The sequence below is a fragment of the Nocardioides sp. NPDC047086 genome, from assembly GCF_040643685.1.
Lineage (GTDB): Bacteria > Actinomycetota > Actinomycetes > Propionibacteriales > Nocardioidaceae > Nocardioides.
This window is the reverse complement of sequence record NZ_JBEYUV010000026.1, coordinates 39355-62805: the sequence shown is the minus strand read 5'-3', so window position 1 is coordinate 62805 and position 23451 is coordinate 39355. Positions and strand designations below refer to the sequence as shown.

The window sequence follows — 23451 nt, the reverse complement described above, 5'->3', positions numbered from 1 at the left end:
ATGGTGTCTCCGCCGGGGCCAATGTGGTCTCGGTCACTTCACAACGGATCGTCCGGCACGTACCTGCCGGTGAAGGAGACAACGGAATCATGGCAACAGTCAGCTTCGAAAAGGCGCAGCGGTGGTATGCCGGCGCCAACGAGCCCGCAGTCAAGGGCATCGACCTCGAGATCAAGGACGGCGAGTTCATGGTGCTCGTCGGCCCGTCCGGATGCGGTAAGACCACCACCCTGCGCATGCTCGCCGGGCTGGAGGAGGTCAACTCGGGCGCCATCAAGATCGGCGACCGCGACGTCACCAACGTGGCGCCCAAGGACCGCGACATCGCGATGGTCTTCCAGAACTACGCGCTCTACCCGCACATGAGCGTCGCCGAGAACATGGCGTTCTCGCTGAAGATGGCCAAGGTTCCGAAGGCCGAGCGTGACAAGCTCGTCGCCGAGGCCGCCAAGACCCTGGGCCTGACCGACTACCTCGACCGCAAGCCGAAGGCGCTCTCCGGCGGTCAGCGCCAGCGCGTCGCCATGGGCCGTGCGATCGTCCGTCAGCCGCAGGTCTTCTGCATGGACGAGCCGCTCTCCAACCTCGACGCCAAGATGCGTGTGCAGACCCGCACCGACATCGCCAAGCTCCAGGCCGACCTCGGCATCACCACCGTCTACGTCACCCACGACCAGGTCGAGGCGATGACGATGGGCGACCGCGTCGCGGTGATGAGCAACGGTGAGCTGCAGCAGGTCGACACCCCGCTCAACCTCTACCGCAAGCCGGTCAACCTCTTCGTGGCCGGCTTCATCGGCTCGCCGCAGATGAACCTCATCAAGGCCACCGCCGCCGACGGCGGCGCCAAGATCGGGGAGTACGTCGTCCCCGTCGGCGCCTCCGACATGCCCAGGGAGATCACCATCGGCGTGCGCCCGGAGAGCTTCCGGGTCATCGGCGAGGGCCAGGGCGGGCTGCCGGTGCAGGTGACCGTCGTCGAGGAGCTCGGCTCCGACTCCTACGTCTACGGCACCAGCGACGTCGAGGGTGTCCCCTCGACCCTGATCGTCCGGGTCTCCTCCAAGGACCAGGTCAGCAAGGGCGACACCATCTACGTCACCACCGACCCCGAGGACGTCCACGTCTTCGACACCGAGTCGGGCCTGCGCGTCAACTGACTCAGTGCTGCTGGTTCATCCGGGCCAGCATCGCGTTGTAGGCATCGAGGGCCTCGTCGCTGTCGGGATCCACGGATCCCGGCTCGGCGGGGCCCTCCGTCATGCCCCGGGCGCTCTCCTCGGCGAGCCGGCTGCTGCGTACGCCATCGAGGAAGCGGCCGGTCATCTTGACCCGGCGCACGGGTGAGGAGACCACGGCGATGACGAGACCGATGGCGAGCAGCATCATGCCGCCGTCGCCGCCGGCCCACATCAGGCCGCCGGCGGTCTGGATGTCGCGCACCGCGTCGGGCGCCCACTCGGGCCGGGCGGCGGAGTAGACCGGGTAGAGGTCGCGCTCGGTCTGCAGCATCACGATCCCCACGATCGTGTCGGGCACCATGCCGACGACGAGGAGCGCGATCCGGCCCAGGTAGGGCAGGTCGGAACGTACCTTCTCCTCGCCGATCGTGCCGGTGAGGAAGAGGAAGCCGGCTACGACGTACGCCACCTGCTCGCCGACCATCAGCGGCACGCTCTGCGCCATCGAGTCCATGAAGCCGGACAGGTGGGTGCCGATGATGACCACCGAGTAGAGCAGGGTGCCGGTGACCGGGTGGACCAGGACGGTGACCGGGAGCGAGCGCATCGCCCGCTCGGCGCGCGGGCCGGTCTCAGCGATGACGGTGAGCGGGTGACCGAGCACCAGGAGGGTCGGCACGATCATGATCAGCGTCAGATGGAGCACCATGTGCATCCAGGCCAGCGCCATCGCGTAGCCGTTGATGGCCGAGGCGACCGCGACGTACATCAGGGCGAGCCCGGTCAGGAACGACGCCACCCGCCAGCCCTTGACCGTCGAGGCCGGACCGGCGGCGTTGCGGAGCGTGAGATAGCCCGCGCCGAGGATGACCACGGCGAGCAGCCAGCCGGGCTGGAGACTCCAGGTGGTGAAGAACTCGGACCAGCCGAGCGCGGGCAGGGAGCCGTGGTCGTGCATGGTGCTCACGGTATCCCCGGGGCGGGAGCGAGGGCGATTCTGCGGGGCCTAGCCGGGCCGTCCGGCGGGCGTGATCAGCGGCACCAGGAACAGCCGGGCGAGCGCGCGCAGCTGCGCCTCGTCGTCGATGTCGACCACCTCGCTCGGGGTGACCAGGAACGAGGTCGAGGTGCGGACCATCAGCTCGGCGACGAGGTCGACCTCGACCTCGGCGGGTACGTTGCCGGCTCGCTGCTCGCGACGCAGCTGGCCCGCCACGAAGCGCGCGATCGTGGCCACGGTGCGGCCGCCGTCGCCGATGATCGAGTGCACCATCGTGTCCGTCTCGACGGTGAGCAGGCCCCCGATCAGCGGGTTGCCGCGGATCGCCCGCATCGCGCTGGCGAAGCCGATCTCGACGCGCTCGGCCGCGTCGGCGGCTTCGGCGATGTCGAGCACGAACTGGTCGAAGTAGCGCCGGAACTCGCGGCGTACGACCTGCTCGACCAGGGCGTCCTTGTTGGCGAAGCGCCGGTAGATGGTGATCCGGGCGACCCCGGCGCGCTTCGCGACCTCCTCCATGGTGGTGCGCCTGATCCCGATCCGGCGGAACTGCTCCGCGGCGGCGTCGAGGAGCCTCGCGGTCACCGCCTCGTCCTCGATGGGCTCGGCGACGTCCGCGAGCGCCCGCGCGAGCAGCGAGCCCGACTCGCCCTCGGGGGCCGTGATGCGCATCCGCTACGCGGAGACGGCTCGGTCGGCGCGGTCGGCGGTGCGGCGTACGACCTTGATGAAGGCCGGCCACAGCGCCCGGGGCAGGTCGTGGCCCATGCCCTTGAACAGGGTGATCTCGGCACCGGGGACGGCCGCGGCGGTCGCCCGGCCGCCGGAGACGTGGACCATCTTGTCGGTCAGTCCGTGGATCACGCTGAACGGGACCTTGATGCGCCCGAGGTCCTCGGTGCGGTCGGGCTGGGTGAGGATGGCGAGCATCTGCCGAGCGACGGCCGGCCCGCTGACGCCGCGGTTCCAGGTGTCGATCGCCCGCCGGCGTACCTCGTCCTCGGGCTCGGGGAAGCCGGGGGAGCCGATCTGGAGGCCGCCCTTGATCTGGCGCTCGATGTAGCCCTCCAGACCGGGCTTCTTGATGACCAGCGCGGGCAGCAGGGTCGGGTGCTGGAAGCCGACCCCGCGACGGCCGGTGGTGGACATCGTCGAGCAGACCGAGCGCACCCGGTCCGGGTGGCGGATGGCGAGGGTCTGGGCGATCATCCCGCCCATCGACACACCCCACACGTGCGCGGAGTCGATGCCGAGATGGGTCAGCAGCTCGGCCGCGTCGTCGGCGAGGTCGTTCATGGCGTACGGCGACGGCGTCGGCAGCCCCACGAACGCCCTCGCCAGCCTGGCGAGGGTGATCCGCTCGTCGGACGGATACGGCGAGGAGTGGCCGATGTCGCGGTTGTCGTAGCGGACCACGTAGAACCCGGCCTCGGCCAGCTGCTCGCACAGCTGGGTGTTCCACCAGGTCATCGGGCCACCGAGCCCCATGATCAGCAGCAGCGGGTCAGCGCCGGGGTCACCGAACGTGTCGTACGCCAGCTCGACCCCTCCGGGGAGGAAGGCGGTGGACTCGGTCGGCTCGGCGGCGGTGGTCATATATCGACTTTACCGTGTGGTCATTGCAGGTCGACCGGTTCGCCGACGACGAAGCCGTCCCAGTCGCGGATCTGGTCGTGGTCGATCTCGATCGCCGGCCCTTCGACGAACATGCCGACCCGTCCGGGACCTTTCGGATAGGTCTGGAAGAAGGCCGTGAGATCGCCGTGCGAGAGCCGTAGCGCGTTCGAGGTGGTCAACGTGGGGTCGTACGCTGCGAGGTCATCGCTCAACGCAGCCAAGGGGTCTTGTTGCTCGGTGGCGAACCGCGCCTGGATGTCGTACTTATAGGACTTGAACTGGTCCGAGAGCCCCGATCTGGCCACCCCGTCGTAACTTTCCGTGGCATCCTCCGGGGACGCGGCAAGCGTCGTCGCGGCGACGGAGGACAGATCGCGCGCCCAGGCGAGCACGTCGTCTCGCTGGCGTTCCAGCTTCGTGTAGGTCTCGTCGTTCACTCCGCCACATCCTCCGGCAACCAGGATCGTCAGTGCCGCCGCCATGGCGACCAGTGCCCGGGCGGTCATCGGCCGTCCGTGTTCGGGCTGGTGGGCGTCCGGTCGCTCTCGGGATCGACCGGACCGCGATACCACGGGTCGTGCGCCTGTCCGGCGCGCACGACTTCGTCGTACTGTCCGTTGACGATGTGGGCCATGTTGGCGAGTGACTCCGTGTCGTGGTCGTAGTACTTGACGTGGTCGTCGATGTTGGGCATGGACCCTCTGCTGGTGCTCTCGGCCTGGAAGCGTACGGCACCGAAGTCGTCCTCGGCGGGGTTGTGGCCGAGGCCGGCGCCGGCCATCTGGGCGACGACGCCACCGAGGGGGCCGGTGAGAACCCCCGCGCCGAGGGCCGCAGGGCTGACCCATCCGGTCTGCCCCAACCGGCCGACGAGGTCCTCGCTGTTCGTGCCGACGAAGACGTGGCCCGACCCGACGCCCAGGTCGCCGGCCGAGTCGGCATCGTCGCCCGCGCCAGGACTCCCCAGCAGGACGACGTCGTCGGCACCGGGGTGACGGTCGGTCATCGCGTGGGCGACGGTGGTGGACCCGTAGCTGTGGCCGATGGCGGTGAGGTGGAAGTCGTCGGCGCGCATCGCGTTGAGCCCGTCGAGGGTGTCGGCGAGACGTTCGCCGCCAGCGGCGGCCATATCTTCGGCGGCGACCCCGACCGAGTCGGCACCGCTGGGCGCGTCATAGCCGATCCAGAACATCGTGGCGGTGCTGGTTCCGCCTTCGAAAGCCGCCGCCTGCTGGAGGTTGATGGCGTTCTGGGCGTTGTCGCCGGCGGCCCCCATGTCGGTGGTGAGGCCGGGGACGTTCACCGAGACGTTGTCGGCCGTGTCCAGGTCACCGACTGCCATCGCGACTGCGCCGTCACCATCGAACGCCATGGGGTCGTAGGCGTAGACCTGCGGCACGTAGTTCTCGCCCGTGATCGGGTCGATACTCCTCGAGATCCTCAGCCGTGCTTCCTCGGCGGCCCTGGCGTTGTCGTAGCGGGTCTGCTCGGCGTCGGTGCGCTGGTCCTCGGGGATGGCGCCGAGCTCGGCGAGGTCACGGTCGAGCGAGATCGTGTTCGCGTCGCCCCGGGCCGCCGCCGGGATGCCGTCGGTGTTGCCGACGATCTCGGGGTCGGCAGCGGTCATGGCCGCTCGCTGCTCCTCGGTCAGACCGTCCCACCACGCCTTGACCGCTGTCGGGTCCTTGCCCGACGGCATCGAGTCCCTGGCGGCATCAGCGGGATCGGCGACTCCGGCGTAGGTCTGGTCGACCTGCTGCTCGGTCATCGCACCGCGAAGCGCGGCGGCGACCCTCTCCTCGCTGGCCCGGAGATCCTCGGTCCACCTCACCAGGTCGGATTCGTACGCCTCGACCTGGCTGGTGCAGCGGTCGCAGTCCGACTTGAGGGTGTGTAGCTCTGCCTCGTCGGTGGGGAGCGGATTCGCCCGGGCGGTGAGCGCGTCGACCTGGCGGGCCAGATGCTCCCGGTCGTCCTTGAGCCGTTGATGACGCTTTCTGAGGTCGACCAGGTCGTCGCCGTGGCCCAGGATGGCGTTGGCCGCGGCGCGCAGCGCCAGCGAGCAGGCGTCCACGTGCTTGCCGATGGGATTGAGCGCTTGTGCGTACGCGGCGGCCGACCGGCCGTCGAGCAGCCCGGAGTCCTTGGCCTTCCCGCCCACGAACGAGCCATGGTCGTCGAAGATCGATGAGGAGGTGCGGAGGGTGGACCCGGCTTCGTGGACCTTCTGCCCGTCCGCGGTGAACTCGGGCGTCTCGCTCGGCGTCGGCGGTAGCGAGATGGTGATGGTCACCGGAGCTCCTTGATGCTGCTCAGCACCAAGGATGCGTTGATGTCGGTCTTCGCGTCGGTCCGGAGGATGTCGATCGCGGTGCTCCTCAGCCCGTCGGCCTGGGATTCGGAGAAGCGCGCGGACTTCGTCGCGATCGCCTCCCATGCTTCGACGAACTGCCCGATCAGACTCGCCACTGCGGGCGTGAAGCCACCGGTGCCGACCTCGTGGATCTGCTTCGCGGCGGCGGTGAGATGGAGATTCTCCGTATCCCAGGCGGCAGCGGTGGACCGGACCTTGGCCGGCTCGACGTGCAGCGTCATGTCAACGCCTCCCGTACGCCCGCCGCGGGACGGAGGACCCGGCCGGTCACCGTCACCACGAGTCTGTGATGGGTCTCGGACCAGGCGCCGAGGATCTGGACGTCCGGCTGTGAAGCGGTCCAGCGATGGAACGCCTTCACCGCGACGCGCGAGTCCCACCCCGCTTCTCGAAACGCCTCGTCGAGGCCGGCCAGGATCGTGTCGCCGTCGGCTGCCCGAGCCTCGAGCTGGGCCCAGCGGCGTACGTTCTGGCTGTTGTACGTCTCCCACAGCGGCCCATCCGAGGCCGGCTCCGACACGCGTGCGGTGATGGCTGCGAAGGTCGCGTCCACGACCTGTGCCGAGCGGCTGAGCTCCTCAGACGTCGCCTCGGGTGACGGTTTGGGAGGGTCGTCCGGAGGCAGGATGACGATGTCGACGTCCGGGCGGCGGGCACGTAGCGCAGCGAAGAATGGGTCCGTCACGTCGATGCCTCCCCGAATGACATACACCTGAGACGCTCATTGATGCTCGTGTCGCACCACAAGATAGCAACAAATCGGCACTACGGGCGTTCGCTCGGGAGACGAGGGGGACAACGAGATGCGCGGCAAGGACCAGGAGGTCCTTGCCGCGCATCCGGTCCGGCGCAGGCGACGGAGGTCTAGAACTCGATCGCGCTGTAGGCCTTGAGCTTGGCGAGCTGGTGCTCGGAGGTGACCTTGCGGATGGTGCCCGAGCGGCTGCGCATCACCAGGGAGTCGGTGACGACGGCGCCGTGGGGGAGGTACTGCACGCCGCGCATCAGGTCGCCGTCGGTGATGCCGGTGGCGACGAAGAAGCAGTCGTCGCCGGTGACCAGGTCGTTGGTGTGGAGCACGAAGTCGGGGTCGAGGTTGTGGCCGGCGTCGAGGGCGCGCTGACGCTCTTCGTCGTCCTTGGGCCACAGCCGGCCCTGGATGGTGCCGCCCAGGGCCTTCATCGCGCACGCGGCGACGATGCCCTCGGGGGTGCCACCGATGCCCATCAGCAGGTCGGCGCCGGAGCCGGCGCGGGCGGCCGAGATGGCGCCGGCGACGTCCCCGTCGACGATGAACTTGATCCGGGCGCCGGTCTCGCGGATCTCCTCGACCAGCTTGTCGTGGCGCGGCCGGTCGAGCACGATCACGGTGATGTCGGAGGCCGTGGTGTCCTTGGCCTTCGCCACCGCGGCGATGTTCTCGGCGGCGGGGAGGCGGATGTCGACGACGTCGGCGGCCTCGGGACCGGTGACCAGCTTCTCCATGTAGAAGACGGCGCTGGGGTCGTACATGCTGCCGCGCGGGGCGACCGCCATCACCGCGACCGCGTTGCTCATCCCCTTGGCGGTCAGGGTGGTGCCGTCGATCGGGTCCACCGCGACGTCGCAGTCGGGTCCGGTGCCGTCGCCGACCTGCTCACCGTTGTAGAGCATCGGGGCGTTGTCCTTCTCGCCCTCGCCGATCACGACGGTGCCGTTCATGGCGACCGTGGAGATCATCGTGCGCATCGCGTTGACCGCGACCCCGTCGGCGCCGTTCTTGTCGCCACGACCCACCCAGCGGGCAGCGGCCATCGCCGCCGCCTCCGTCACGCGCACGAGCTCCAGGGCCAGGTTGCGGTCAGGAGCGGTGGGGGCGACGCCGAGCGGCTGGGTGTCGTTCATAGGGCCAATCTATCGGCCGGGCGCGGTGGAGCGGCCACGGTGTCACTTGATCGATCCAGAGACAAGCCTCACAGCGAAACCCGACTGCGGGTGCTCCAGAACCTGCTCGGTGGGGCCGTCCTCGACGATGCGACCGTGCTCGACCACCACCACCCGGTCGGCGAGCGCGCGGGCGTCGGCGGCGTCGTGGGTGACGATGATGGCGGTCCTGTCCTCGAGGGCGGTGCGCAGCGTCTGCCGCAGGGCGGGACGTACGTCGACGTCGAGCGAGGCCATCGGCTCGTCGAGCAGGAGCAGCTCGGGGTCGGCCGCGAGCGCCCGGGCCACCGCCACCCGCTGGGCCTGGCCGCCGGAGATCTGGGACGGCTTGCGCCCGGCGAGCGTCTCGGCGCCGATCTCGGTGAGGTGGCGCACGGCGAGCTCGTGGGCCTCGCGGCGACTTACGCCTCGGGCGCGGGGAGCGAAGGCGACGTTGGCCAGCACCGACAGGTGCGGGAAGAGGAGCGGGTCCTGGGCGAGCAGCGCGACCCCGCGGGCGTGCGGGGGAGTGCCGTCCAGGTCGCGGTCGCCGAGGTGTACCTCTCCTTCGTCGGGGCGCAGGAGGCCGGCGATGACGCCGAGGAGGCTCGACTTGCCGGCACCGTTGGGGCCGGTGAGCGCGACCGTCTCGCCGGCGGCCACGTCGAGGGTGACGTCGATGCCGCGCTGGGCGATCACCGCCCGGAGGTGGAGCTCGCTCATATCGCCCTCCCGTGACGGGCGAAGCCGATCACGGCGACCGCGACGACCACCAGCACCAGCGAGAGCGCGACCGCGGCGTCGGGGTCGTCGACGCGGAGCAGGTAGACCTGCAGCGGCATCGTGCTGGTGACGCCGGGGAGGTTGCCGGCGAAGGTGATCGTGGCGCCGAACTCGCCCAGGCAGCGGGCGAAGGCGAGGACGGAGCCGGAGAGCAGGCCGGGGCCGACAAGGGGGAGCGTGACCCGTCGGAAGACGGTGGTCGGGCGCGCGCCGAGCGTGGCCGCGACCGCCTCGTAGCGGGTGCCGCTGGTGCGCAGCGCGCCCTCGAGGCTGATCACCAGGAACGGCAGCGCGACGAACGTCTGTGCCATCACCACGGCGAGCGTGGTGAACGTGATCTGGATGCCGATCAGGTCCAGCGACTGCCCGAGCAGGCCCCGGCGACCGAAGGTGTAGAGCAGCGCCAGCCCGCTGACGACCGGCGGCAGCACCAGCGGGAGGAGGACCAGCGAGCGCACCAGACCCTGGCCCCGGAAGCTGGTGCGGGCGAGGATCGTGGAGAGAGGTACGCCGAGGACGATGCACAACACGGTGCTCGCCACGGCGGTGCGCAGGCTGAGCCAGAGCGCCTCCAGTGCGGAGGGCGAGGTGATCAGCGCAGGGAAGCTCGCCAGGTCGACGCGGAGGATGATCGCGACGAGCGGGACGATGATGAAGGCCGCGGCGAGGGCCGCCGGGAACCACAGCCAGCGTGGCATACCGACGGACGGACCGGCCCCCCGCTGCCGGTCCGTCCGTCCGGACCTCCCGAGAAGATCAGGGCTGGCCGAAGCCGGCATCGGACAACACCTTCTGTCCCGCCTCGCTCAGCACCAGGTCGACGAACTCCTGGGCGAGGTCGGCATCGTCGGCGCCGTCGAGGGCGCTGATCGGGTAGGTGTTCACGACCTGGTCGGACTCCTCGAACTCGACGCCCGTCACGGTGTCGCCCGCGGCGGTCACATCGGTGACGTACACGAGTCCGGCGTCGGCGTCACCGGAGGTGACCTTGGCGAGCACGTCGCTGACCGACTGCTCCTCGCTGACCGGTTTGATGTCGACGCCCGTCTCAGTCTCCATCTGGGCGGTCGCGTTGCCGCAGGGGACCTCGACCGCGCAGACGACGACCTTGGTGCCGTCCTTGGCGAGATCCTGGAAGGCTTTGATCTTGGCCGGGTTGCCCGGGGGCGTGGCGATCTCGAGGGTGTTGGAGGCGAAGTCCTGCGGGTCGGTGGCCAGGTCGCCGAGCTTGTCCATGTTCTTGGTGTCGGCCGAGGCGAAGACGTCTGCCGGGGCGCCGTCCTCGATCTGGGCCACCAGGTCGGAGGAGCCGCCGAAGCTGGTGGTCACCTTGGCGCCGGGGTGGTCCTTCTCGAACTCCTCGGCCAGCTCGGTGAATGTGTCGGTCAGCGAGGCCGCAGCGAAGACGGTCAGCTCCTGCTCCTGCGTCCCCTCGCTCGAGCTCCCGCATCCAGCGAGCGCGAGCAAGGCCGTCACGGCGACAGCGGTGGAGATTGTGGTCTTCGTGATCATGGGCGCTCCACTACGACGTTGGTTGACTTGATCGATGCCACGGCGCTGACACCGGGCTCGAGGCCGAGCTCGGTGGCGGCCTCTGCGCTCATCAGCGAGACGATCCGGTAGGGCCCGCAGACCATCTCCACCTGGGCCATCACGGTGTCCAGCGTGGTCTTGGTGACGATCCCGAGCATCCGGTTGCGGGCACTGACCGCCTTGGCCCGGTCCGGGTTGGGGGCATCGGCCAGCTCCGTGGCCAGCTCGGCGAGGACGATGCCGTCGACGACCGCCCGACCGTTCTCCGTTGTCGCCTCGACCCGGCCCGCGTCGATCCAGCGGCGCACGGTGTCGTCGCTGACGCCGAGAAGATCGGCGGCTTCGGCGATGCGGTACGTGGTCACCGGAGAAGTATCGCATCTGCGGAGCATTGGTGCGCAAGATGTCCTCATCTGCGGAACACTTGGCGGTGCTGGCCGAGCTCGTCGAGACCACGATTCGAGCGAACATCGGTCGAGTGGGACCATGGAGGGCGTGAGCGACACCGATCAGCAGCAGCCCGCCCAGCCGTCGAGTCAGCCGACGGGCGAGCAGCCGGAGGTCCCGGCGCGCAGCTACCCCCGCACCTTCGGCGCCCTGATCGGGTCGATGATCTTCCTGCTCGTCCTCGTCGTCCCGATCGTGCTGATCGTGCAGTGGCGCGGCAACCTCGAGCGCGAGGTCAGCGGTGCCAACGAGACCTACAAGGCCGACTGGGCCGAGGCCGTACGCAGCGCCCAGACCGCCGACCTCGACGTCGTCTACCCGCGCGAGCTGCCCTCGGGCTGGTACGCCAACACCGACCCGTCGTACCAGGGCGGTGAGGAGCCCGCGTGGACCATGTCGTTCGTCAAGGGCGAGACCTCCTACGTCGGCGTGGAGCTCTCGGCCCGCTCCGCCCAGGCGCTGGCCCAGAAGAACGTCGACACCCAGGCCAAGGAGGGCGACGAGGTCACCATCAAGACCGACGTGGCCAACACCTGGACCGAGTGGTCCGACTCCGACGGCGACACCGCCTACTCCGCCGACGTCGACGGCCAGACCCTGATGCTCTGGGGCCCCAAGGACGGCGACGTACGCGACTACCTCGCCCTCCTCACCACCGAGCCCCTGAAGTAGCGACCACCGCTGGTCGAGCCGCCGGAGTCGTGTACTCCGCTGGTCGAGCCGCCGGTGTCGTGTACTCCGCTGGTCGAGCCGCCGGAGCCGCTAGGCGGAGGCGTGTCGAGACCAACACGCTCGCTGGCGCTCACGGCTCGACCAGCGGGGTGAGTCAGTCTTCGGCGATCGCGGCGTCGATCTTCTGCCGGGCGCCGTCGAGCCACTCCTGGCACAGTGTGGCCAGCTTCTCGCCGCGCTCCCACAGAGCCAGCGACTCCTCGAGGGTGATGCCGCCGGCCTCGAGCTTGCGAACGACCTCGACCAGCTCCTCGCGGGCCTGCTCATAGGACAGGTTCTTGTCGTCGTCAGTCATCGGCTGCGTCTTTCTCGGTCGAGGTGATGGTGGCGGCCAGGCGGCCGTCGGCGAGGCGGATGCTGACGGCGGCGCCCTCGGCGGCGTCGGCGACGCTGGTGAGCACGTGCCCGTCGGCATCCTGGGCGACGGCGTACCCCCGTCTCAGCGTCTCCAGAGGTGAGAGTGCGCGGGCGCGGGCGCGGTGGTGGCCGATGTCGTCGGCGGCCCGGTCGAGGGCATGCCCGACGGTGCGGCGGGCGCGGTCGCGCAGGGAGGTGACCTCATCGCGCCGGGCGTCGATCAGCGAGCGCGGATCGGCCAGCACCGGCCGCGAACGGAGCGCGTCCAGGAGCGTCTGCTCGCGATGGATCAGCGCGGCGATCCCGCCGCGGAGCCGGTCGCGCCCGGTCGCGACGATCCGCTGCTCCTCGACCACGTCGGGCACGACGAGCTTGGCGGCATCGGTCGGCGTCGAGGCTCGTACGTCGGCAGCCAGGTCCAGCAGCGGCGAGTCGGGCTCGTGGCCGATCGCCGAGACGACCGGGGTGCGAGCGGCGTGCACCGCACGGATCAGGTGCTCGTCGGAGAAGGGCAGCAGGTCCTCGACCGAACCGCCGCCGCGGGCGATGACGATCACGTCGACCTCGGGGTCGCGGTCGAGCCGCTGTAGCTTCTCGACGACGTCGGCGGCGCTGCGCGCCCCCTGCATCGCGGCGTACGCCACCTCGAACCGCACCTGCGGCCACCGTCGCCTCGCGTTCTCGAGCACGTCGCGCTCGGCCGCGGAGTTGGCCGCGGTGAGCAGCCCGACCTTGGTCGGCAGGAAGGGGAGCGGGCGCTTGAGCTCGGCGGCGAAGAGCCCCTCGGCGGCCAGCAGCTGCCGGCGCTGCTCGAGCCTGGCGAGCAGCTCACCGAGCCCGACCGGGCGGATGTCGCGGGCCTGCAGGGACAGGGTGCCGCGGTTGGCGTAGTAGGACGGCTTCGCGTGGATGATCACCGAGGCGCCCTCGACCAGCGGCGGGTTGAGGCTGTCGAGCAGGAACCGTGTGCACGTCACCGGCACCGAGATGTCTGCCACCGAGTCGCGCAGGGTCAAGAAGACCGTCTGCATCCCCGGCCGCCGGCTCAGCTGCGCCACCTGCCCCTCCACCCAGACCGCACCGAGCTTGTCGATCCAGCCGCCGATCGCGTTCGCGATCTGCCGCACCGGGGCGGGCGACTCGGGAGAGGTGTCCAACGCCATGGCGCCAACCCTAGTGCCGCCGAGTCGGCTCATCCTGACCCAGATCCTCGCCGAGTCGGCGCGTCATGACGAGCCGACTCGGCGAGGACGGCGGTCAGGATGCGCCGACTCGGCGGGTTTCAGGAGGGATCTCTAGACTGGAGCCATGAGCATCGACCTCGGCACCCCACGCCTGATCTCCGACGACGAGAAGGCTGTCCTCCTCGCGGAGCCGCGCGGCTACTGCGCGGGGGTGGACCGGGCCGTGATCACCGTCGAGGAGGCGCTGGACCTCTACGGCGCGCCGGTCTACGTGCGCAAGGAGATCGTGCACAACAAGCACGTCGTCGACGATCTGCGCAACCGCGGCGCGGTGTTCGTCAACGAGCTCGACGAGGTGCCCTCGGGTGCGACCGTCGTCTTCTCCGCCCATGGCGTCTCCCCGGCGGTCCACGCCGACGCGGCCGTGCGTGAGCTGAAGACGATCGACGCGACCTGCCCACTGGTCACCAAGGTCCACCTGGAGGCCAAGCGGTTCGCGCGCGAGGGCTACAGCATCCTGCTGATCGGCCACGCCGGTCACGAGGAGGTCGAGGGCACGATGGGTGAGGCGCCCGAGGCGACCACGCTCGTCGAGGGCCCCGGCGACGTATCCGGCATCGAGGTCGCCGACCCCGCCAAGGTCGTCTGGCTCTCCCAGACCACCCTCTCGGTCGACGAGACCATGGAGACGGTCGCCGCGCTCCGGGCGAAGTTCCCCGAGCTGCTCGACCCGCCCAGCGACGACATCTGCTACGCGACCCAGAACCGTCAGCAGGCGGTCAAGGAGATCGGCGGGGCCAGCGATCTGGTCATCGTCGTCGGCTCGGGCAACTCCTCCAACTCGGTCCGCCTGGTCGAGGTCGCTCTCGAGGCCGGAGCCAAGGCCGCTTACCGCGTCGACGACGCCGGTGAGATCGACGAGTCCTGGCTCGAGGGCGTACGCAGCGTCTCGGTCACCTCCGGGGCCAGCGTGCCCGAGAAGCTGGTCGAGGGTGTCGTCGAGTTCCTCAAGGAGCGCGGCTTCCCTGACGCCAAGGCACACAAGAGTGCCGAGGAGTCGCTCATCTTCGCGCTGCCCACCGAGCTGCGCAAGGACCTGAAGGCCGCTGCCGCGAGGGGTTGATCCCGGCCCGCCCATGGGCGTTAGGGTCGAGGGGTGGCCCGATATCTCGACGTACACCCTGACAACCCGCAGTCCCGTCTGATCAGCCAGGTCGTCGATGCCCTGCGTGAGGACCAGCTGATCGCGTATCCGACCGACTCCGGCTACGCGCTCGGCTCGCGGATCGGCAACAAGGACGGGCGCGACCGGATCCTGCGGATCCGTGGTCTCGACGACCGCCACCACTTCACGTTGATCTGCAAGGACTTCGCGCAGCTCGGCACGATGGTCCACGTCGACAACAGCGCCTTCCGGGCGATCAAGCACGCGACGCCGGGGCCCTACACGTTCATCCTCCCGGCGACCCCCGAGGTGCCGCGACGGCTGATGCACCCGAAGAAGAAGACCGTCGGCGTACGCATCCCCGAGCACGCCGTCGTGCAGGCGCTGCTCGAGGAGCTCGGTGAGCCGCTGCTGTCCTCGACGCTGATCCTGCCCGGTGAGACCGAGCCGGAGGTCTTCGGCTGGAACGTCAAGGAGGCGCTCGACCACCAGGTTGACATCGTCATCGAGGCCGGTGAGACCCCGGCCGAGCCGACCACGGTCATCGACTGGTCCGACGGTCAGCCCGAGATCATCCGTGAGGGTGCCGGCGACGTCTCCGGGTTCCTCGCGCTGGACTGATGATCAGGAGGCCAGCGCGCGCTCGCGCTCGACCTCGTCGCGGCTCTCGCTGCGCTGTCGTAGCACCCGGCGGCGCATCACCAGGCAGCCCAGGCATCCCGCGTAGCCGATGAACAGGCTGATCGCGTGGTGTCCGAGGCCGCTGACCACGGCTTGGACGAAGCCGTCCTCCGCGTCGGCGATCGACCCGGGCTGGGTCGCGGCGAGCAAGATGAAGATGCCGAGCATGATCAGCGGCGGGAGCACGCCGACCACGAAGAAGTCGCTGGGTCTGACGATCAGCGCGAGCGTCAGCGCGATCGCCACGAAGGTGAAGTCGAAGAGCAGGCCGATCTGATCGTCGATGAGAAGATCGACGAAGGTCACCGTGAGCGACGTGGCGGATCCGAGCGCGACAACATGGCGGCCGGACTCGCGTCCTTCCTCCCAGATGGTGCGCTGACTCATGGGGTCACGATCTCTCGTATGCAGCCTGTGTATCAGAACCCACGGTAGGGCCCGGCACACCGTCATTCTCGGCGGCGCGCCGATCATCCTCCCTTACGCTGCTCAGCCGCTCAACGGCGCGTATCTCCACCGGACGCGGCGTCTCGAGTACATCATCGGTTACCGATAATTCATTGAAACGACGCGCGGCCACCAGGACCCGATTGTCGAGAGATCCGATCGCCTGGTTGTACCGGGTCACCGCGGTGTTGAGGGAGCGCCCGATCCCGTCCAGGTGGGTCGACATCGTGGAGAGCCGCTGGTGCAGGTCGCGGCCGAGCCGGTGGATCTCCCGGGCCTGCTCGGCGAGCGCCTCGTGGGACCAACCGTGCGCCACCGTGCGCAACAGGGCGATCAGTGTCGTCGGTGAGGCCAGCACGACGCGGCGCTCCGCGGCGTACTCGATCAGGCCGGGCTCGGTCTCCAGGGCCGCGGAGAGGAACGACTCCGCCGGCACGAAGAGCACCACGAACTCGGGTGACTCCTCCAGGAAGCGCCAGTAGGACTTCGAGGCCAGCTGGTCCACATGCGTACGCAGTTGGGCGCTGTGCCGGCGCAGATGAGCGCGGTAGTCGTCCTCGTTGTCCGCGGCCGCGGCGTCGAGGTAGGCGTCCAGCGGGACCTTGGAGTCGACGACCAGCTCCTTGTTGCCGGACAGGTGCACGACCAGGTCGGGGCGCAGCCGCCCGTCCTCGAGATGGACCTGCTCGGAGAAGTCGCACTTGTCCACCAGCCCGGCGAGCTCCACCGCACGGCGCAGGTGCATCTCGCCCCAACGGCCTCTGACCTGGGGTTTCCGCAGCGCCGTCGACAGTGACCGGGTCTCGGTCTGCAGCCGCCCGACCTCGGTCTCGAACTGCCCCTGCCAGCGGGCCCGCTCCCGGTCGAGATGCTGCATCTGGTCGCTGAGCCGGTCGAGCCCCTGCATCACCTCGGCCTGGTCCACCATCCCCGCCGCGACCGTCCCGACGCTCCGGGCCCGCGCCCACAGCGCCCCGAGCACGACGCCCAGGGCAAGACCGATCACCAGTCCGAGCACGAGGATCCAGATCTCCATGACATCGATCCTCGCAGGGACCACCGACAATTTGTTCGGATGGGCACGCGCAGCCGTTCGTGGTTCCATGGAGACATGGCCTACAACGTCGAACTGGCCGAACGGGTGCGGGACCTGATGCCCGCCGGTGCCACCGAGGTGAAGATGTTCGGTGGGCTGGCGTTCATGGTGAACGGCAACATGGCGTGCGCGGTCGGCGCCGACGACCTGCTCGTACGCACCGGAAAGTCGGCCTACGAGGCCGCCATCGCGGCGGGTGCCGAGCCGATGATCATGGGTGCCCGGACGATGTCCGGCTACGTCAACGTCGCCGCCGACCTGCTCAACGGCGATGCGCTCGCCGACTGGATCAGGCGCGGCGTCGCCACGGCCGAGTCACTGCCGCCGAAGCCAGCGAAGTAGCTGGCCTCAGTCGGCGAGATCGACGATCACCGGGGCGTGGTCGGAGGGCGCGCCGGTGCCGATGGCGGGGTTGCGCTCGTCGAGGTCGACGAACGCGCCGGTCACCCGCGAGGCGAACGAGGGTGAGCCGAGGACGAAGTCGATGCGCAGGCCGCGGTTGCGCTCGAAGCGCTGCCGGTAGTAGTCGAAGTAGGTGTAGGCCTCCGGACCCGGCACGAAGGGGCGTACGACGTCCTTGAAGTCCTTCTCGATGGCGAAGAAGGCGTCGCGCTCGGCAGGAGTGAGGTGGGTCTTGCCGACGAACTGCTTGGGGTCGAAGCAGTCCTCGTCGAACGGGCACACGTTCCAGTCGCCGACCATCGTCGAGGGTCCGTCGTGCCAGGCCGTCGCGGCCTTCTGCAGCGCGGCCAGCCACTCCAGCTTGTAGGCGTAGTGCGGGTCGTCGGGCTTGCGGCCGTTCGGGACGTAGACCGAGGTGACACGTACGCCGCCGCATGTCGCCGAGAGCGCCCGAGCCTCCGCCACGTCCTTGAACGACGGCATCCCCTCGAACCCGACCTCGATGTCGGACAACCCGACCCGGGAGAGCAGCGCGACGCCGTTCCACTGGTCGTAGCCCACCGAGGCGATCTCGTAGCCACGGGCCTCCAGGCCCATCGTCGGGATCTGGTCGGGCTTGGCCTTGGTCTCCTGCAGGGCGAGCACGTCGATCGAGTGTCGTTCGAGGAAGGCCTCGACGCGGTCGATGCGGGAGCGGATGGAGTTGATGTTCCAGGTGGCGATACGCACGCCCGTCAGACTATCCGGGACCGGCTGTGGACTACCGTTTGAGGCGTGGGCAGCGCGACGATCGAGATGCACGGGGTCCGGCGTCTCTATGAGCAGGCCGACCTCTCCGAGCTGATCGCCCTCGACGACATCGACCTGACCATCGAGCCCGGCACGTTCGTGAGCATCATCGGGCCCTCGGGGTGCGGCAAGTCGACGCTGTTGCGGCTGATCAGCGGGCAGGAGAAGCCGGAGGCAGGCACGATCACCGTGTGCGGCCTGACCCCGAAGGAGGCCGCCGAGGCGAAGGCCTTCGGGTTCGTACCGCAGTCCCCGGCCCTGCTGCCCTGGCTGAGCGTGCTCGGCAACGTGACGCTGCCGCACAAGGTGAATCGCCGCAGCGACCGAGGCCGCCCCGACCTCGAGGCGATGCTGCGCGAGGTCGGCCTGGGGGAGTCGCTCCACAAGCTCCCCGCCGAGCTCTCGGGCGGCATGAAGCAGCGGACCGCGATCGTACGCGCCTTCGGGCTGCGCCCCGACGTACTCCTTCTCGATGAGCCCTTCGGTGCGCTCGATGAGTTCACCCGCGAGGCGCTCCAGGAGCAGCTGCTGGAGCTGTGGGAGCAGACCCGCGCGACGGTCGTCTTCGTCACCCACTCGATCTCCGAGGCGGTCAGGCTCTCGGACAAGGTCGTGGTGATGGCTCCGCGTCCGGGCCGGATCACCGATGTCATCGACATCGACCTGCCCCGCCCCCGCCACCAGGAGCTCCTCACCTCGCCGGAGTTCCATGCCTACGAGCTCGCCCTCCGCGGCAGCCTGCGGGACGCCTTCAGTCACGGAGAGGTCGTCTCGTGACCCTGGACCCCGGTACGCAGCCGGCCCCTCGGCAGCGGCCACATCTGGTCGTGCCCACCCTCGAGCAGCTCGCCGCGCGCCGCCTGCGCCGCCGCACTCGGCTGCTCCGCCCGGCCTACTGGCTGCCGTTCGTCCTCCTCGTCGCGGTGCTCGGGTTCGCCTGGGAGCTGGGCGCGCGGCGGATGCCCTACCTGTTCGCGCCGCTCAGCGACATCGTGAGCGTGCTGCGCGAGGACCCGGGCTACTTCCTGACCAACACCCTGGTCACGCTCGGCGAAGCGCTGGTTGGGCTCGGGATCGGGTTCGTCGCCGCCTTCGCGCTCGCGGTCGTGGTGAGCGAGGTCGGGGTGGTGCGGCGTGCGGTGATGCCGGTGGCCGTCGTGCTCTCGGTGACGCCGCTGGTGGCGATCGCGCCGCTGCTCGTGGTCGCGCTCGGGTTCGGGATGGGGCCGAAGGTCGTCCTGACCGCGCTGGTCTGCTTCTTCCCGATCCTGATCAACGTGGCGACCGGGCTGCGGGCGGTGCCGTCGCCGGTGCTGCAGGTCTACCGCACCGTGGCCGCGAGCCGGCTGGAGGTGCTGCGCCACCTGCGGGTGCCGGCCTCGCTGCCCTACGTCTTCGCGTCCCTGCGGATCGTCTTCCCGCTGTCGATGATCGGCGCCGTCGTGGCCGAGCTCTCCGCCGCGGGGTCGGCCGACGGCCTCGGCAGCGTGATCCAGGTGGCCAGCTCGCAGAACAGACTGGCTACGGTGTGGGCAGCGATCTTCGTCCTCGCGGCGCTCGGGTCGTTGCTGTTCTGGCTCGTGACGCTCGCCGAGCGTCGAGTGCTCCACTGGCACGAGTCCTGATCCTTGCGTTGAAGGAGCCCTTCATGTCTCGCGTACGCCCGCTCGCCGCTGCTCTCACATCGGCGGTCGTCCTGCTCGGTGCGCTGACCGCCTGCGGGTCCTCGCAGAACTCCGCCGGCGAGACGGGCAGCGCGGTCTCGGCCGAGCGCTGCGAACAGAACCAGCAGGCCGGGAAGATCACCTACATGTCGGGCTACTACTGGCAGGCGTCGGCCTCGATCATGGAGGCCATCGCCGCTGATCGGCTGGGCTACTTCGATGATCTCTGCCTCGACGTCGAGCTCCAGCCGGGATCGGGCGACGTCTCCCAGAACGCCAAGCTGATCGCTGCCGGCAAGGTCCAGGTCGGTCCGCTCTCGGAGCAGGACATCATGACCTCCAACGCGAGCGGCCTGAAGGTGCTCGGCGTCTCCTCCTACTCCAACGCCGGCCTCGACGTGCTCATGACCGGCACCGACATCACCGACCTGAAGCAGCTCGAGGGCAAGACCCTCGGTCACAAGGGCTGGGTGCCTGTCGGCGTGCAGGCGATGCTCGCCGAGGCCGGGGTGGACATGGCGAAGGTGAAGCAGGTCAAGGTCGGCTACGACCCCGGCATCCTGCCGCGCGGCCAGGTCGACGCGCTGGTCGGCTTCGTCTCCAACGAGCCCAACCAGCTGAAGGCGGCCGGCGAGAAGGTCACCGTCTGGGAGCCGACCGACTTCGACGTGCCGGGCTCCCTCGGCGCCTTCTCCGTCAACCCCGCATGGGCGAAGAAGCACCCGACCGCTGTCCAGGACTTCCTGCGCGCCGTCTTCAGGGCCTACACCTACTGCGCCGCCTCTGACCACGTCGAGGAGTGCATCGACTACCAGCACGACCTCGCCGGTGCCGAGTCCGACAAGAAGCACGAGACCGCGATCTGGCGCACCGAGGTGAAGGTCGCCTCCGACAACCCGCTCCCGGGCAGGTTCGGCTCGGTCGACCCCGACAACGTCGCGGCGCTGGCCGGGGTCGTGACGGCGTACGCAGGGCAGAAGGTCACGCCCGAGCAGGCCGCCTCGTGGTTCGACACGTCCTTCGCCGAGGCCGTCGTCGACGACAGCGACAAGGTGATCTGGCCCGCTCCGTGATGCCTCAGCTGGCAAACGTAGGGATTGATCTCGAAAGCTTTGCCTGTTCCAAGGCAATTTGACCGAAGTTTCTATAGTCCGTTCCGGGTCGCAGCGCTTGAATCTCCTGTGGCTGCCGGCGTCCATCGCCGGCGGCCGTTCACGAATCCAGGAGGAAGAGCTATGCGAGTTCGTATTCCCATGATGATCGCCGCGGCTGCGGGTGCCGCGGCGCTGACTGCGTCGATGGTTCCCGCATTCGCCGAGGAGGCCCCGAGCTACCAGGAGTTCGAGGCGTCCACGTACGTCGACGTCGACGGTCAGTACGTCGTCAACGGCGACGAGGTCGTGTCCAACCAGGGTGACCTGCACAGGTTCTACAGCTCGATGGTCTCGACGCCGAAGCACGTCCCGGAGGACGGCCTCATCGTCAACACCGTCAGCGGCAAGGACGACAAGTGGTCGGCCTCCCAGGCGCTCAACCTGACCTACTGCGTCTCGGACAAGTTCGGCAGCAACAAGGCCGGCATCGTCACTGCGATGGAGCAGGGTGCGGGGCTGTGGGAGGCGGCGAGCTCGGCGGTCGAGTTCACCTACGTGCCCGCCCAGGACGCCTCGTGCACCACCCGCAACTCCAACGTGCTCTTCTCGGTCGAGCCGGTGAACACCTCGCAGTACATCGCGCGGGCGTTCTTCCCCTCCACCTCGAAGCGCTCGCGCAACGTGCTCATCGACGACTCGATCTTCTCCTCGGGCAGCTGGGAGCCGGGTGACATCCTCGGTCACGAGCTCGGTCACACCCTCGGCTTCCGCCACGAGCACACCCGCCCGGAGGCCGCGACCTGCTTCGAGGACAACAACTGGCGTGCGCTGACCCCGTACGACTCCTCCTCGATCATGCACTACCCGCAGTGCAACGGCGGCTCCTCCGACCTGGAGTTCCAGGCCTCCGACGCAACCGGGGTCCGGGCGCTGTACGGCTCCTGATCACAAACAGCACCAGGGCGGCCCTCCCGGTCTCGGGAGGGCCGCCCTTCATGTGTCTGCTAGTACGACAGCCCGTGCCCGAGCGGGAAGAGGTCCGGGATCTCCACCGGGAGCTTGCCGCTCGGGTCGACCTCGCCATGGAGCACCCGCACCAGCGACTCCAGCTGGTGGGAGGTGTAGCCGTAGGTGTCGAGAACCGTCGCGGCCTCGGGGAACGACGTGACGTCGTAGGGGTTGCGCATCGCCGCCACGACCACCGGGGTGTCGGTGGCAAGCAGTGCCTTGACCAGCTTGGTCTGGGCCACGGACGCCGGGGTCGGCTGGCCCGTCGCCGGGTTGATCTGCCAGGCGTTGTTGGTCGGCACCACGACCAGATCCTTGCCCGCGGCCGCCTCGACGGCGGCGTCGATCTGCGCGTCGGTCGGGGTGGTGCCCGACTGCAGCACCTGGGTCGTCGCGCCGCGCTTCTGGAACCCGGCCGCGATGCCCGCGGTCGTGTCCACGCCCCAGCCCGCGACCAGGACGTCCTTCGGTCCGGGCGCCAGCGGCAGCAGGTCGTCGTCGTTCTTCACCAGGGTCGTGGTGCGGTCGGAGATGGCCTGGGCATCGGCCTTGTGCGCCGGGTCGCCGAAGACCGCCGGAGCGGCAGCCGCGTTGACGTACGGGCTCTCGAAGATCTCGTTGTCGAGCTTGTGCTTCAGGATCCGGTAGACCGACTCGTCGAGCCGCTTGCGCGAGATGGTGCCGTCCTTGACCGCGTCGAGGACCGCGGCGTACGCCGTGTCCATCTGCGGCGGGATGAGCAGCTGGTCGGCACCGGCGAGGAACGCCTCGACCGGCGCGACGTCGGGCGGGTACGTCGCGCTCGCGCCCTGCATGTCGAGGGCGTCGGTCACGATCAGGCCGTCGAAGCCCATCTCCTCGCGGAGCAGACCGGTCAGGATCGGCTCCGACATGGTCGCCGGCTCGCCGCTCGGGTCGATCGCGGGCACGGTCACGTGAGCGGTCATGATCGCGTCGATCCCGGCGTCGATCGCGGCCTCGAAGGGCGGCAGGTCGATCGACTCGAGCTCTTCGCGGCTGTGGGTCACCTCGGGCAGGCCGTAGTGGCTGTCAGTGCCGGTGTCGCCGTGGCCGGGGAAGTGCTTGGCGATCGAGGAGAGGCCGCCGGCGTCGAAGCCGCCGACCTCGGCGGCGACGATGTCGGAGACCGCGTCGGAGTCGGCCCCGGCGCTGCGGATGCCGATGACCGGGTTGTTGGGGTTGAGGTTGACGTCGGCGACGGGCGCGTAGTCCTGGGTGACACCGACGGCGGCCAGCTCGGTGCCGATCACCTCGGCGGACCGGGCCGCGTCCACGGTCGAGCCATCGGCGCCCAGCGCCATCTGGCCCGGCATCTGGGTCGCGCCGCTGGCCGGACCGAAGCGGGCCACGAGCGCGCCGCCCTCTTGGTCGACCGCGATGTTGAGCGGGATCTTGGGCCGCTGCCGCAGCGCGGCGCGCTGGAGACCGTTGGAGAGCGTCGCCACCTGAGCCGCGTCACCGATGTTGTCGGGGCCTCGGGTGGTGAAGTAGATGACCCCGCCGGGCTGGTACTTGGCGATCGCCTGCGCCGGGGTGTCCACGCCGTAGAGCTTCTGGTTGCCGGCCTTCGCCGCGTCGCTGACGTTGTCGGCGTCGCGTCCGTAGACCTCGATCACGAAGAGCTGGCCGACCTTCTGCGGCAGCGACATGTGGCGCATCAGCGAGACGATCTGGCCGTGCTGGGACGGCTTCTTGCCGGCGGTGGCCGCGGGCCGGTCGGGTTCCGCGGCGTGGGTTGCTGCGTACGGCATCGCCACCGCGACCGCAGCGGCCAGTCCCGCAGCCGCCAGCCTTCCGCGCCTGGTCAGTGTCGTTCTGCTCATGACAACCTCCCCATCTGCGCCGCTGCTGTGCGGCACGGCGATTCACTTTAGGGGCTACCAACCGGTCACGGAAGAAAATTGCCGAGTCCGTGCAATCGCCGGCGGACGATTTTCGCCGGATCGGTGGACAGAACGCCCTGGCAGGGCCAGG

The 23451-nt window shown here is 69.3% G+C and carries 27 protein-coding genes; 9 read left to right on the top strand and 18 right to left on the bottom strand.

The features are described from left to right. The first annotated feature begins 89 nt into the window (after positions 1 to 89). Complete coding sequence (ugpC, locus tag ABZ796_RS18665; RefSeq protein ID WP_357338801.1) at positions 90 to 1160, top strand: sn-glycerol-3-phosphate ABC transporter ATP-binding protein UgpC; 1071 nt, start codon at positions 90 to 92, stop codon at positions 1158 to 1160. A 1-nt stretch (position 1161) separates the two neighbouring features. Here the strand turns inward: ugpC and ABZ796_RS18660 are convergent, their stop codons facing one another. The 12 genes from ABZ796_RS18660 to ABZ796_RS18605 form a co-directional block, all read right to left on the bottom strand. Beyond that, a complete protein-coding gene (locus ABZ796_RS18660) occupies positions 1162 to 2139 on the bottom strand; it encodes a cytochrome c oxidase assembly protein (protein ID WP_357338800.1) in 978 nt (325 codons plus the stop codon). A 48-nt stretch (positions 2140 to 2187) separates the two neighbouring features. Then, a complete protein-coding gene (locus ABZ796_RS18655) occupies positions 2188 to 2853 on the bottom strand; it encodes a helix-turn-helix domain-containing protein (RefSeq protein WP_357338799.1) in 666 nt (221 codons plus the stop codon). A gap of 3 nt (positions 2854 to 2856) precedes the next feature. After that, positions 2857 to 3777, bottom strand: a complete 921-nt coding sequence (locus ABZ796_RS18650; RefSeq protein ID WP_357338798.1) for an alpha/beta hydrolase — start codon at positions 3775 to 3777, stop codon at positions 2857 to 2859. A 20-nt stretch (positions 3778 to 3797) separates the two neighbouring features. After that, complete coding sequence (locus tag ABZ796_RS18645; RefSeq protein ID WP_357338796.1) at positions 3798 to 4235, bottom strand: hypothetical protein; 438 nt, start codon at positions 4233 to 4235, stop codon at positions 3798 to 3800. Positions 4236 to 4300: 65 nt separating this feature from the next. Then, positions 4301 to 6091 (bottom strand): alpha/beta hydrolase, encoded by a 1791-nt coding sequence (locus tag ABZ796_RS18640; protein ID WP_357338795.1) that lies wholly within the window; start codon positions 6089 to 6091, stop codon positions 4301 to 4303. Continuing rightward, complete coding sequence (locus tag ABZ796_RS18635; RefSeq protein ID WP_357338793.1) at positions 6088 to 6393, bottom strand: hypothetical protein; 306 nt, start codon at positions 6391 to 6393, stop codon at positions 6088 to 6090. The genes ABZ796_RS18640 and ABZ796_RS18635 overlap by 4 nt, the downstream gene beginning before the upstream one ends. After that, a complete protein-coding gene (locus tag ABZ796_RS18630; protein ID WP_357338792.1) occupies positions 6390 to 6857 on the bottom strand; it encodes a hypothetical protein in 468 nt (155 codons plus the stop codon). Before ABZ796_RS18630 ends, ABZ796_RS18635 begins: the two co-directional genes overlap by 4 nt. A 179-nt stretch (positions 6858 to 7036) precedes the next feature. Next, entirely contained in the window at positions 7037 to 8056 is a 1020-nt protein-coding gene (gene glpX / locus ABZ796_RS18625) for a class II fructose-bisphosphatase (protein ID WP_357338791.1), read from the bottom strand. Between the two features lie 42 nt (positions 8057 to 8098). Further along, entirely contained in the window at positions 8099 to 8797 is a 699-nt protein-coding gene (locus tag ABZ796_RS18620; RefSeq protein WP_357338790.1) for an ATP-binding cassette domain-containing protein, read from the bottom strand. Beyond that, positions 8794 to 9555: an ABC transporter permease gene (locus ABZ796_RS18615; protein WP_357338789.1), complete on the bottom strand. Its 762-nt coding sequence runs from the start codon at positions 9553 to 9555 to the stop codon at positions 8794 to 8796. Before ABZ796_RS18615 ends, ABZ796_RS18620 begins: the two co-directional genes overlap by 4 nt. Before the next feature lie 58 nt (positions 9556 to 9613). After that, complete coding sequence (gene modA, locus ABZ796_RS18610) at positions 9614 to 10369, bottom strand: molybdate ABC transporter substrate-binding protein (protein WP_357338788.1); 756 nt, start codon at positions 10367 to 10369, stop codon at positions 9614 to 9616. Then, positions 10366 to 10755: a TOBE domain-containing protein gene (locus ABZ796_RS18605; protein WP_357338787.1), complete on the bottom strand. Its 390-nt coding sequence runs from the start codon at positions 10753 to 10755 to the stop codon at positions 10366 to 10368. The genes modA and ABZ796_RS18605 overlap by 4 nt, the downstream gene beginning before the upstream one ends. A gap of 130 nt (positions 10756 to 10885) precedes the next feature. Here ABZ796_RS18605 and ABZ796_RS18600 point away from each other — a divergent pair, with 130 nt between their 5' ends. After that, entirely contained in the window at positions 10886 to 11509 is a 624-nt protein-coding gene (locus ABZ796_RS18600; RefSeq protein WP_357338785.1) for a DUF4245 family protein, read from the top strand. Between the two features lie 154 nt (positions 11510 to 11663). On the opposite strand, the gene ABZ796_RS18595 is transcribed toward ABZ796_RS18600, so the two are convergent. Together ABZ796_RS18595 and xseA are read right to left on the bottom strand one after the other, a co-directional pair. Further along, entirely contained in the window at positions 11664 to 11864 is a 201-nt protein-coding gene (locus ABZ796_RS18595) for an exodeoxyribonuclease VII small subunit (RefSeq protein WP_357338784.1), read from the bottom strand. Next, the gene (gene xseA, locus ABZ796_RS18590) at positions 11857 to 13089 is read right to left on the bottom strand and encodes an exodeoxyribonuclease VII large subunit (protein ID WP_357338782.1); all 1233 of its coding nucleotides are present in this window, start codon (positions 13087 to 13089) and stop codon (positions 11857 to 11859) included. Before xseA ends, ABZ796_RS18595 begins: the two co-directional genes overlap by 8 nt. 145 nt (positions 13090 to 13234) lie before the next feature. Between xseA and ABZ796_RS18585 the strand changes: the two genes are divergently transcribed. Together ABZ796_RS18585 and ABZ796_RS18580 are read left to right on the top strand one after the other, a co-directional pair. Continuing rightward, positions 13235 to 14233: a 4-hydroxy-3-methylbut-2-enyl diphosphate reductase gene (locus ABZ796_RS18585; protein WP_357338781.1), complete on the top strand. Its 999-nt coding sequence runs from the start codon at positions 13235 to 13237 to the stop codon at positions 14231 to 14233. 33 nt (positions 14234 to 14266) lie between these two features. Continuing rightward, positions 14267 to 14896: an L-threonylcarbamoyladenylate synthase gene (locus tag ABZ796_RS18580; RefSeq protein ID WP_357338780.1), complete on the top strand. Its 630-nt coding sequence runs from the start codon at positions 14267 to 14269 to the stop codon at positions 14894 to 14896. 3 nt (positions 14897 to 14899) lie between these two features. Here the strand turns inward: ABZ796_RS18580 and ABZ796_RS18575 are convergent, their stop codons facing one another. Together ABZ796_RS18575 and ABZ796_RS18570 are read right to left on the bottom strand one after the other, a co-directional pair. Next, positions 14900 to 15343, bottom strand: coding sequence for a DUF6542 domain-containing protein (locus tag ABZ796_RS18575; protein ID WP_357338779.1), 444 nt, complete (start codon positions 15341 to 15343; stop codon positions 14900 to 14902). A 4-nt stretch (positions 15344 to 15347) separates the two neighbouring features. Continuing rightward, positions 15348 to 16439, bottom strand: a complete 1092-nt coding sequence (locus ABZ796_RS18570) for a DNA recombination protein RmuC (protein WP_357338777.1) — start codon at positions 16437 to 16439, stop codon at positions 15348 to 15350. 75 nt (positions 16440 to 16514) lie between these two features. Here ABZ796_RS18570 and ABZ796_RS18565 point away from each other — a divergent pair, with 75 nt between their 5' ends. After that, on the top strand, positions 16515 to 16841 hold the full coding sequence (locus ABZ796_RS18565; protein ID WP_357338775.1) for a TfoX/Sxy family protein: 327 nt from the start codon (positions 16515 to 16517) through the stop codon (positions 16839 to 16841). 6 nt (positions 16842 to 16847) lie between these two features. On the opposite strand, the gene ABZ796_RS18560 is transcribed toward ABZ796_RS18565, so the two are convergent. Continuing rightward, entirely contained in the window at positions 16848 to 17630 is a 783-nt protein-coding gene (locus ABZ796_RS18560) for an exodeoxyribonuclease III (RefSeq protein WP_357338773.1), read from the bottom strand. Between the two features lie 45 nt (positions 17631 to 17675). Here ABZ796_RS18560 and ABZ796_RS18555 point away from each other — a divergent pair, with 45 nt between their 5' ends. From ABZ796_RS18555 to ABZ796_RS18540, 4 genes are all read left to right on the top strand, one after another. After that, the gene (locus ABZ796_RS18555; RefSeq protein ID WP_357338772.1) at positions 17676 to 18467 is read left to right on the top strand and encodes an ABC transporter ATP-binding protein; all 792 of its coding nucleotides are present in this window, start codon (positions 17676 to 17678) and stop codon (positions 18465 to 18467) included. Then, positions 18464 to 19315 (top strand): ABC transporter permease, encoded by an 852-nt coding sequence (locus ABZ796_RS18550; RefSeq protein ID WP_357338771.1) that lies wholly within the window; start codon positions 18464 to 18466, stop codon positions 19313 to 19315. Before ABZ796_RS18555 ends, ABZ796_RS18550 begins: the two co-directional genes overlap by 4 nt. A gap of 23 nt (positions 19316 to 19338) precedes the next feature. Further along, complete coding sequence (locus tag ABZ796_RS18545) at positions 19339 to 20427, top strand: ABC transporter substrate-binding protein (RefSeq protein ID WP_357338770.1); 1089 nt, start codon at positions 19339 to 19341, stop codon at positions 20425 to 20427. A 162-nt stretch (positions 20428 to 20589) separates the two neighbouring features. Continuing rightward, positions 20590 to 21393 carry a M57 family metalloprotease gene (locus tag ABZ796_RS18540; protein ID WP_357338769.1) on the top strand — a complete coding sequence of 268 codons (804 nt, stop codon included), beginning with the start codon at positions 20590 to 20592 and terminating at the stop codon, positions 21391 to 21393. Positions 21394 to 21452: 59 nt separating this feature from the next. On the opposite strand, the gene ABZ796_RS18535 is transcribed toward ABZ796_RS18540, so the two are convergent. Next, positions 21453 to 23300 (bottom strand): glycoside hydrolase family 3 protein, encoded by a 1848-nt coding sequence (locus ABZ796_RS18535; RefSeq protein WP_357338768.1) that lies wholly within the window; start codon positions 23298 to 23300, stop codon positions 21453 to 21455. Positions 23301 to 23451 lie beyond the last annotated feature (151 nt).

Excerpts from the sequence above, each read along its gene's own strand:
- ABZ796_RS18655 (WP_357338799.1), bottom strand. The coding sequence starts at position 2,853 with ATGCGCATCACGGCCCCCGAGGGCGAGTCGGGCTCGCTGCTCGCGCGG.
- ABZ796_RS18615 (WP_357338789.1), bottom strand. The coding sequence starts at position 9,555 with ATGCCACGCTGGCTGTGGTTCCCGGCGGCCCTCGCCGCGGCCTTCATC.
- ABZ796_RS18565 (WP_357338775.1), top strand. The coding sequence starts at position 16,515 with ATGGCCTACAACGTCGAACTGGCCGAACGGGTGCGGGACCTGATGCCC.
- ABZ796_RS18595 (WP_357338784.1), bottom strand. The coding sequence starts at position 11,864 with ATGACTGACGACGACAAGAACCTGTCCTATGAGCAGGCCCGCGAGGAG.
- xseA (WP_357338782.1), bottom strand. The coding sequence starts at position 13,089 with ATGGCGTTGGACACCTCTCCCGAGTCGCCCGCCCCGGTGCGGCAGATC.
- ABZ796_RS18620 (WP_357338790.1), bottom strand. The coding sequence starts at position 8,797 with ATGAGCGAGCTCCACCTCCGGGCGGTGATCGCCCAGCGCGGCATCGAC.
- ABZ796_RS18570 (WP_357338777.1), bottom strand. The coding sequence starts at position 16,439 with ATGGAGATCTGGATCCTCGTGCTCGGACTGGTGATCGGTCTTGCCCTG.
- ABZ796_RS18540 (WP_357338769.1), top strand. The coding sequence starts at position 20,590 with ATGCGAGTTCGTATTCCCATGATGATCGCCGCGGCTGCGGGTGCCGCG.
- glpX (WP_357338791.1), bottom strand. The coding sequence starts at position 8,056 with ATGAACGACACCCAGCCGCTCGGCGTCGCCCCCACCGCTCCTGACCGC.
- ABZ796_RS18535 (WP_357338768.1), bottom strand. The coding sequence starts at position 23,300 with ATGAGCAGAACGACACTGACCAGGCGCGGAAGGCTGGCGGCTGCGGGA.
- ABZ796_RS18585 (WP_357338781.1), top strand. The coding sequence starts at position 13,235 with ATGAGCATCGACCTCGGCACCCCACGCCTGATCTCCGACGACGAGAAG.
- ABZ796_RS18660 (WP_357338800.1), bottom strand. The coding sequence starts at position 2,139 with ATGCACGACCACGGCTCCCTGCCCGCGCTCGGCTGGTCCGAGTTCTTC.
- ABZ796_RS18575 (WP_357338779.1), bottom strand. The coding sequence starts at position 15,343 with ATGAGTCAGCGCACCATCTGGGAGGAAGGACGCGAGTCCGGCCGCCAT.
- modA (WP_357338788.1), bottom strand. The coding sequence starts at position 10,369 with ATGATCACGAAGACCACAATCTCCACCGCTGTCGCCGTGACGGCCTTG.
- ABZ796_RS18650 (WP_357338798.1), bottom strand. The coding sequence starts at position 3,777 with ATGACCACCGCCGCCGAGCCGACCGAGTCCACCGCCTTCCTCCCCGGA.
- ugpC (WP_357338801.1), top strand. The coding sequence starts at position 90 with ATGGCAACAGTCAGCTTCGAAAAGGCGCAGCGGTGGTATGCCGGCGCC.
- ABZ796_RS18635 (WP_357338793.1), bottom strand. The coding sequence starts at position 6,393 with ATGACGCTGCACGTCGAGCCGGCCAAGGTCCGGTCCACCGCTGCCGCC.
- ABZ796_RS18545 (WP_357338770.1), top strand. The coding sequence starts at position 19,339 with ATGTCTCGCGTACGCCCGCTCGCCGCTGCTCTCACATCGGCGGTCGTC.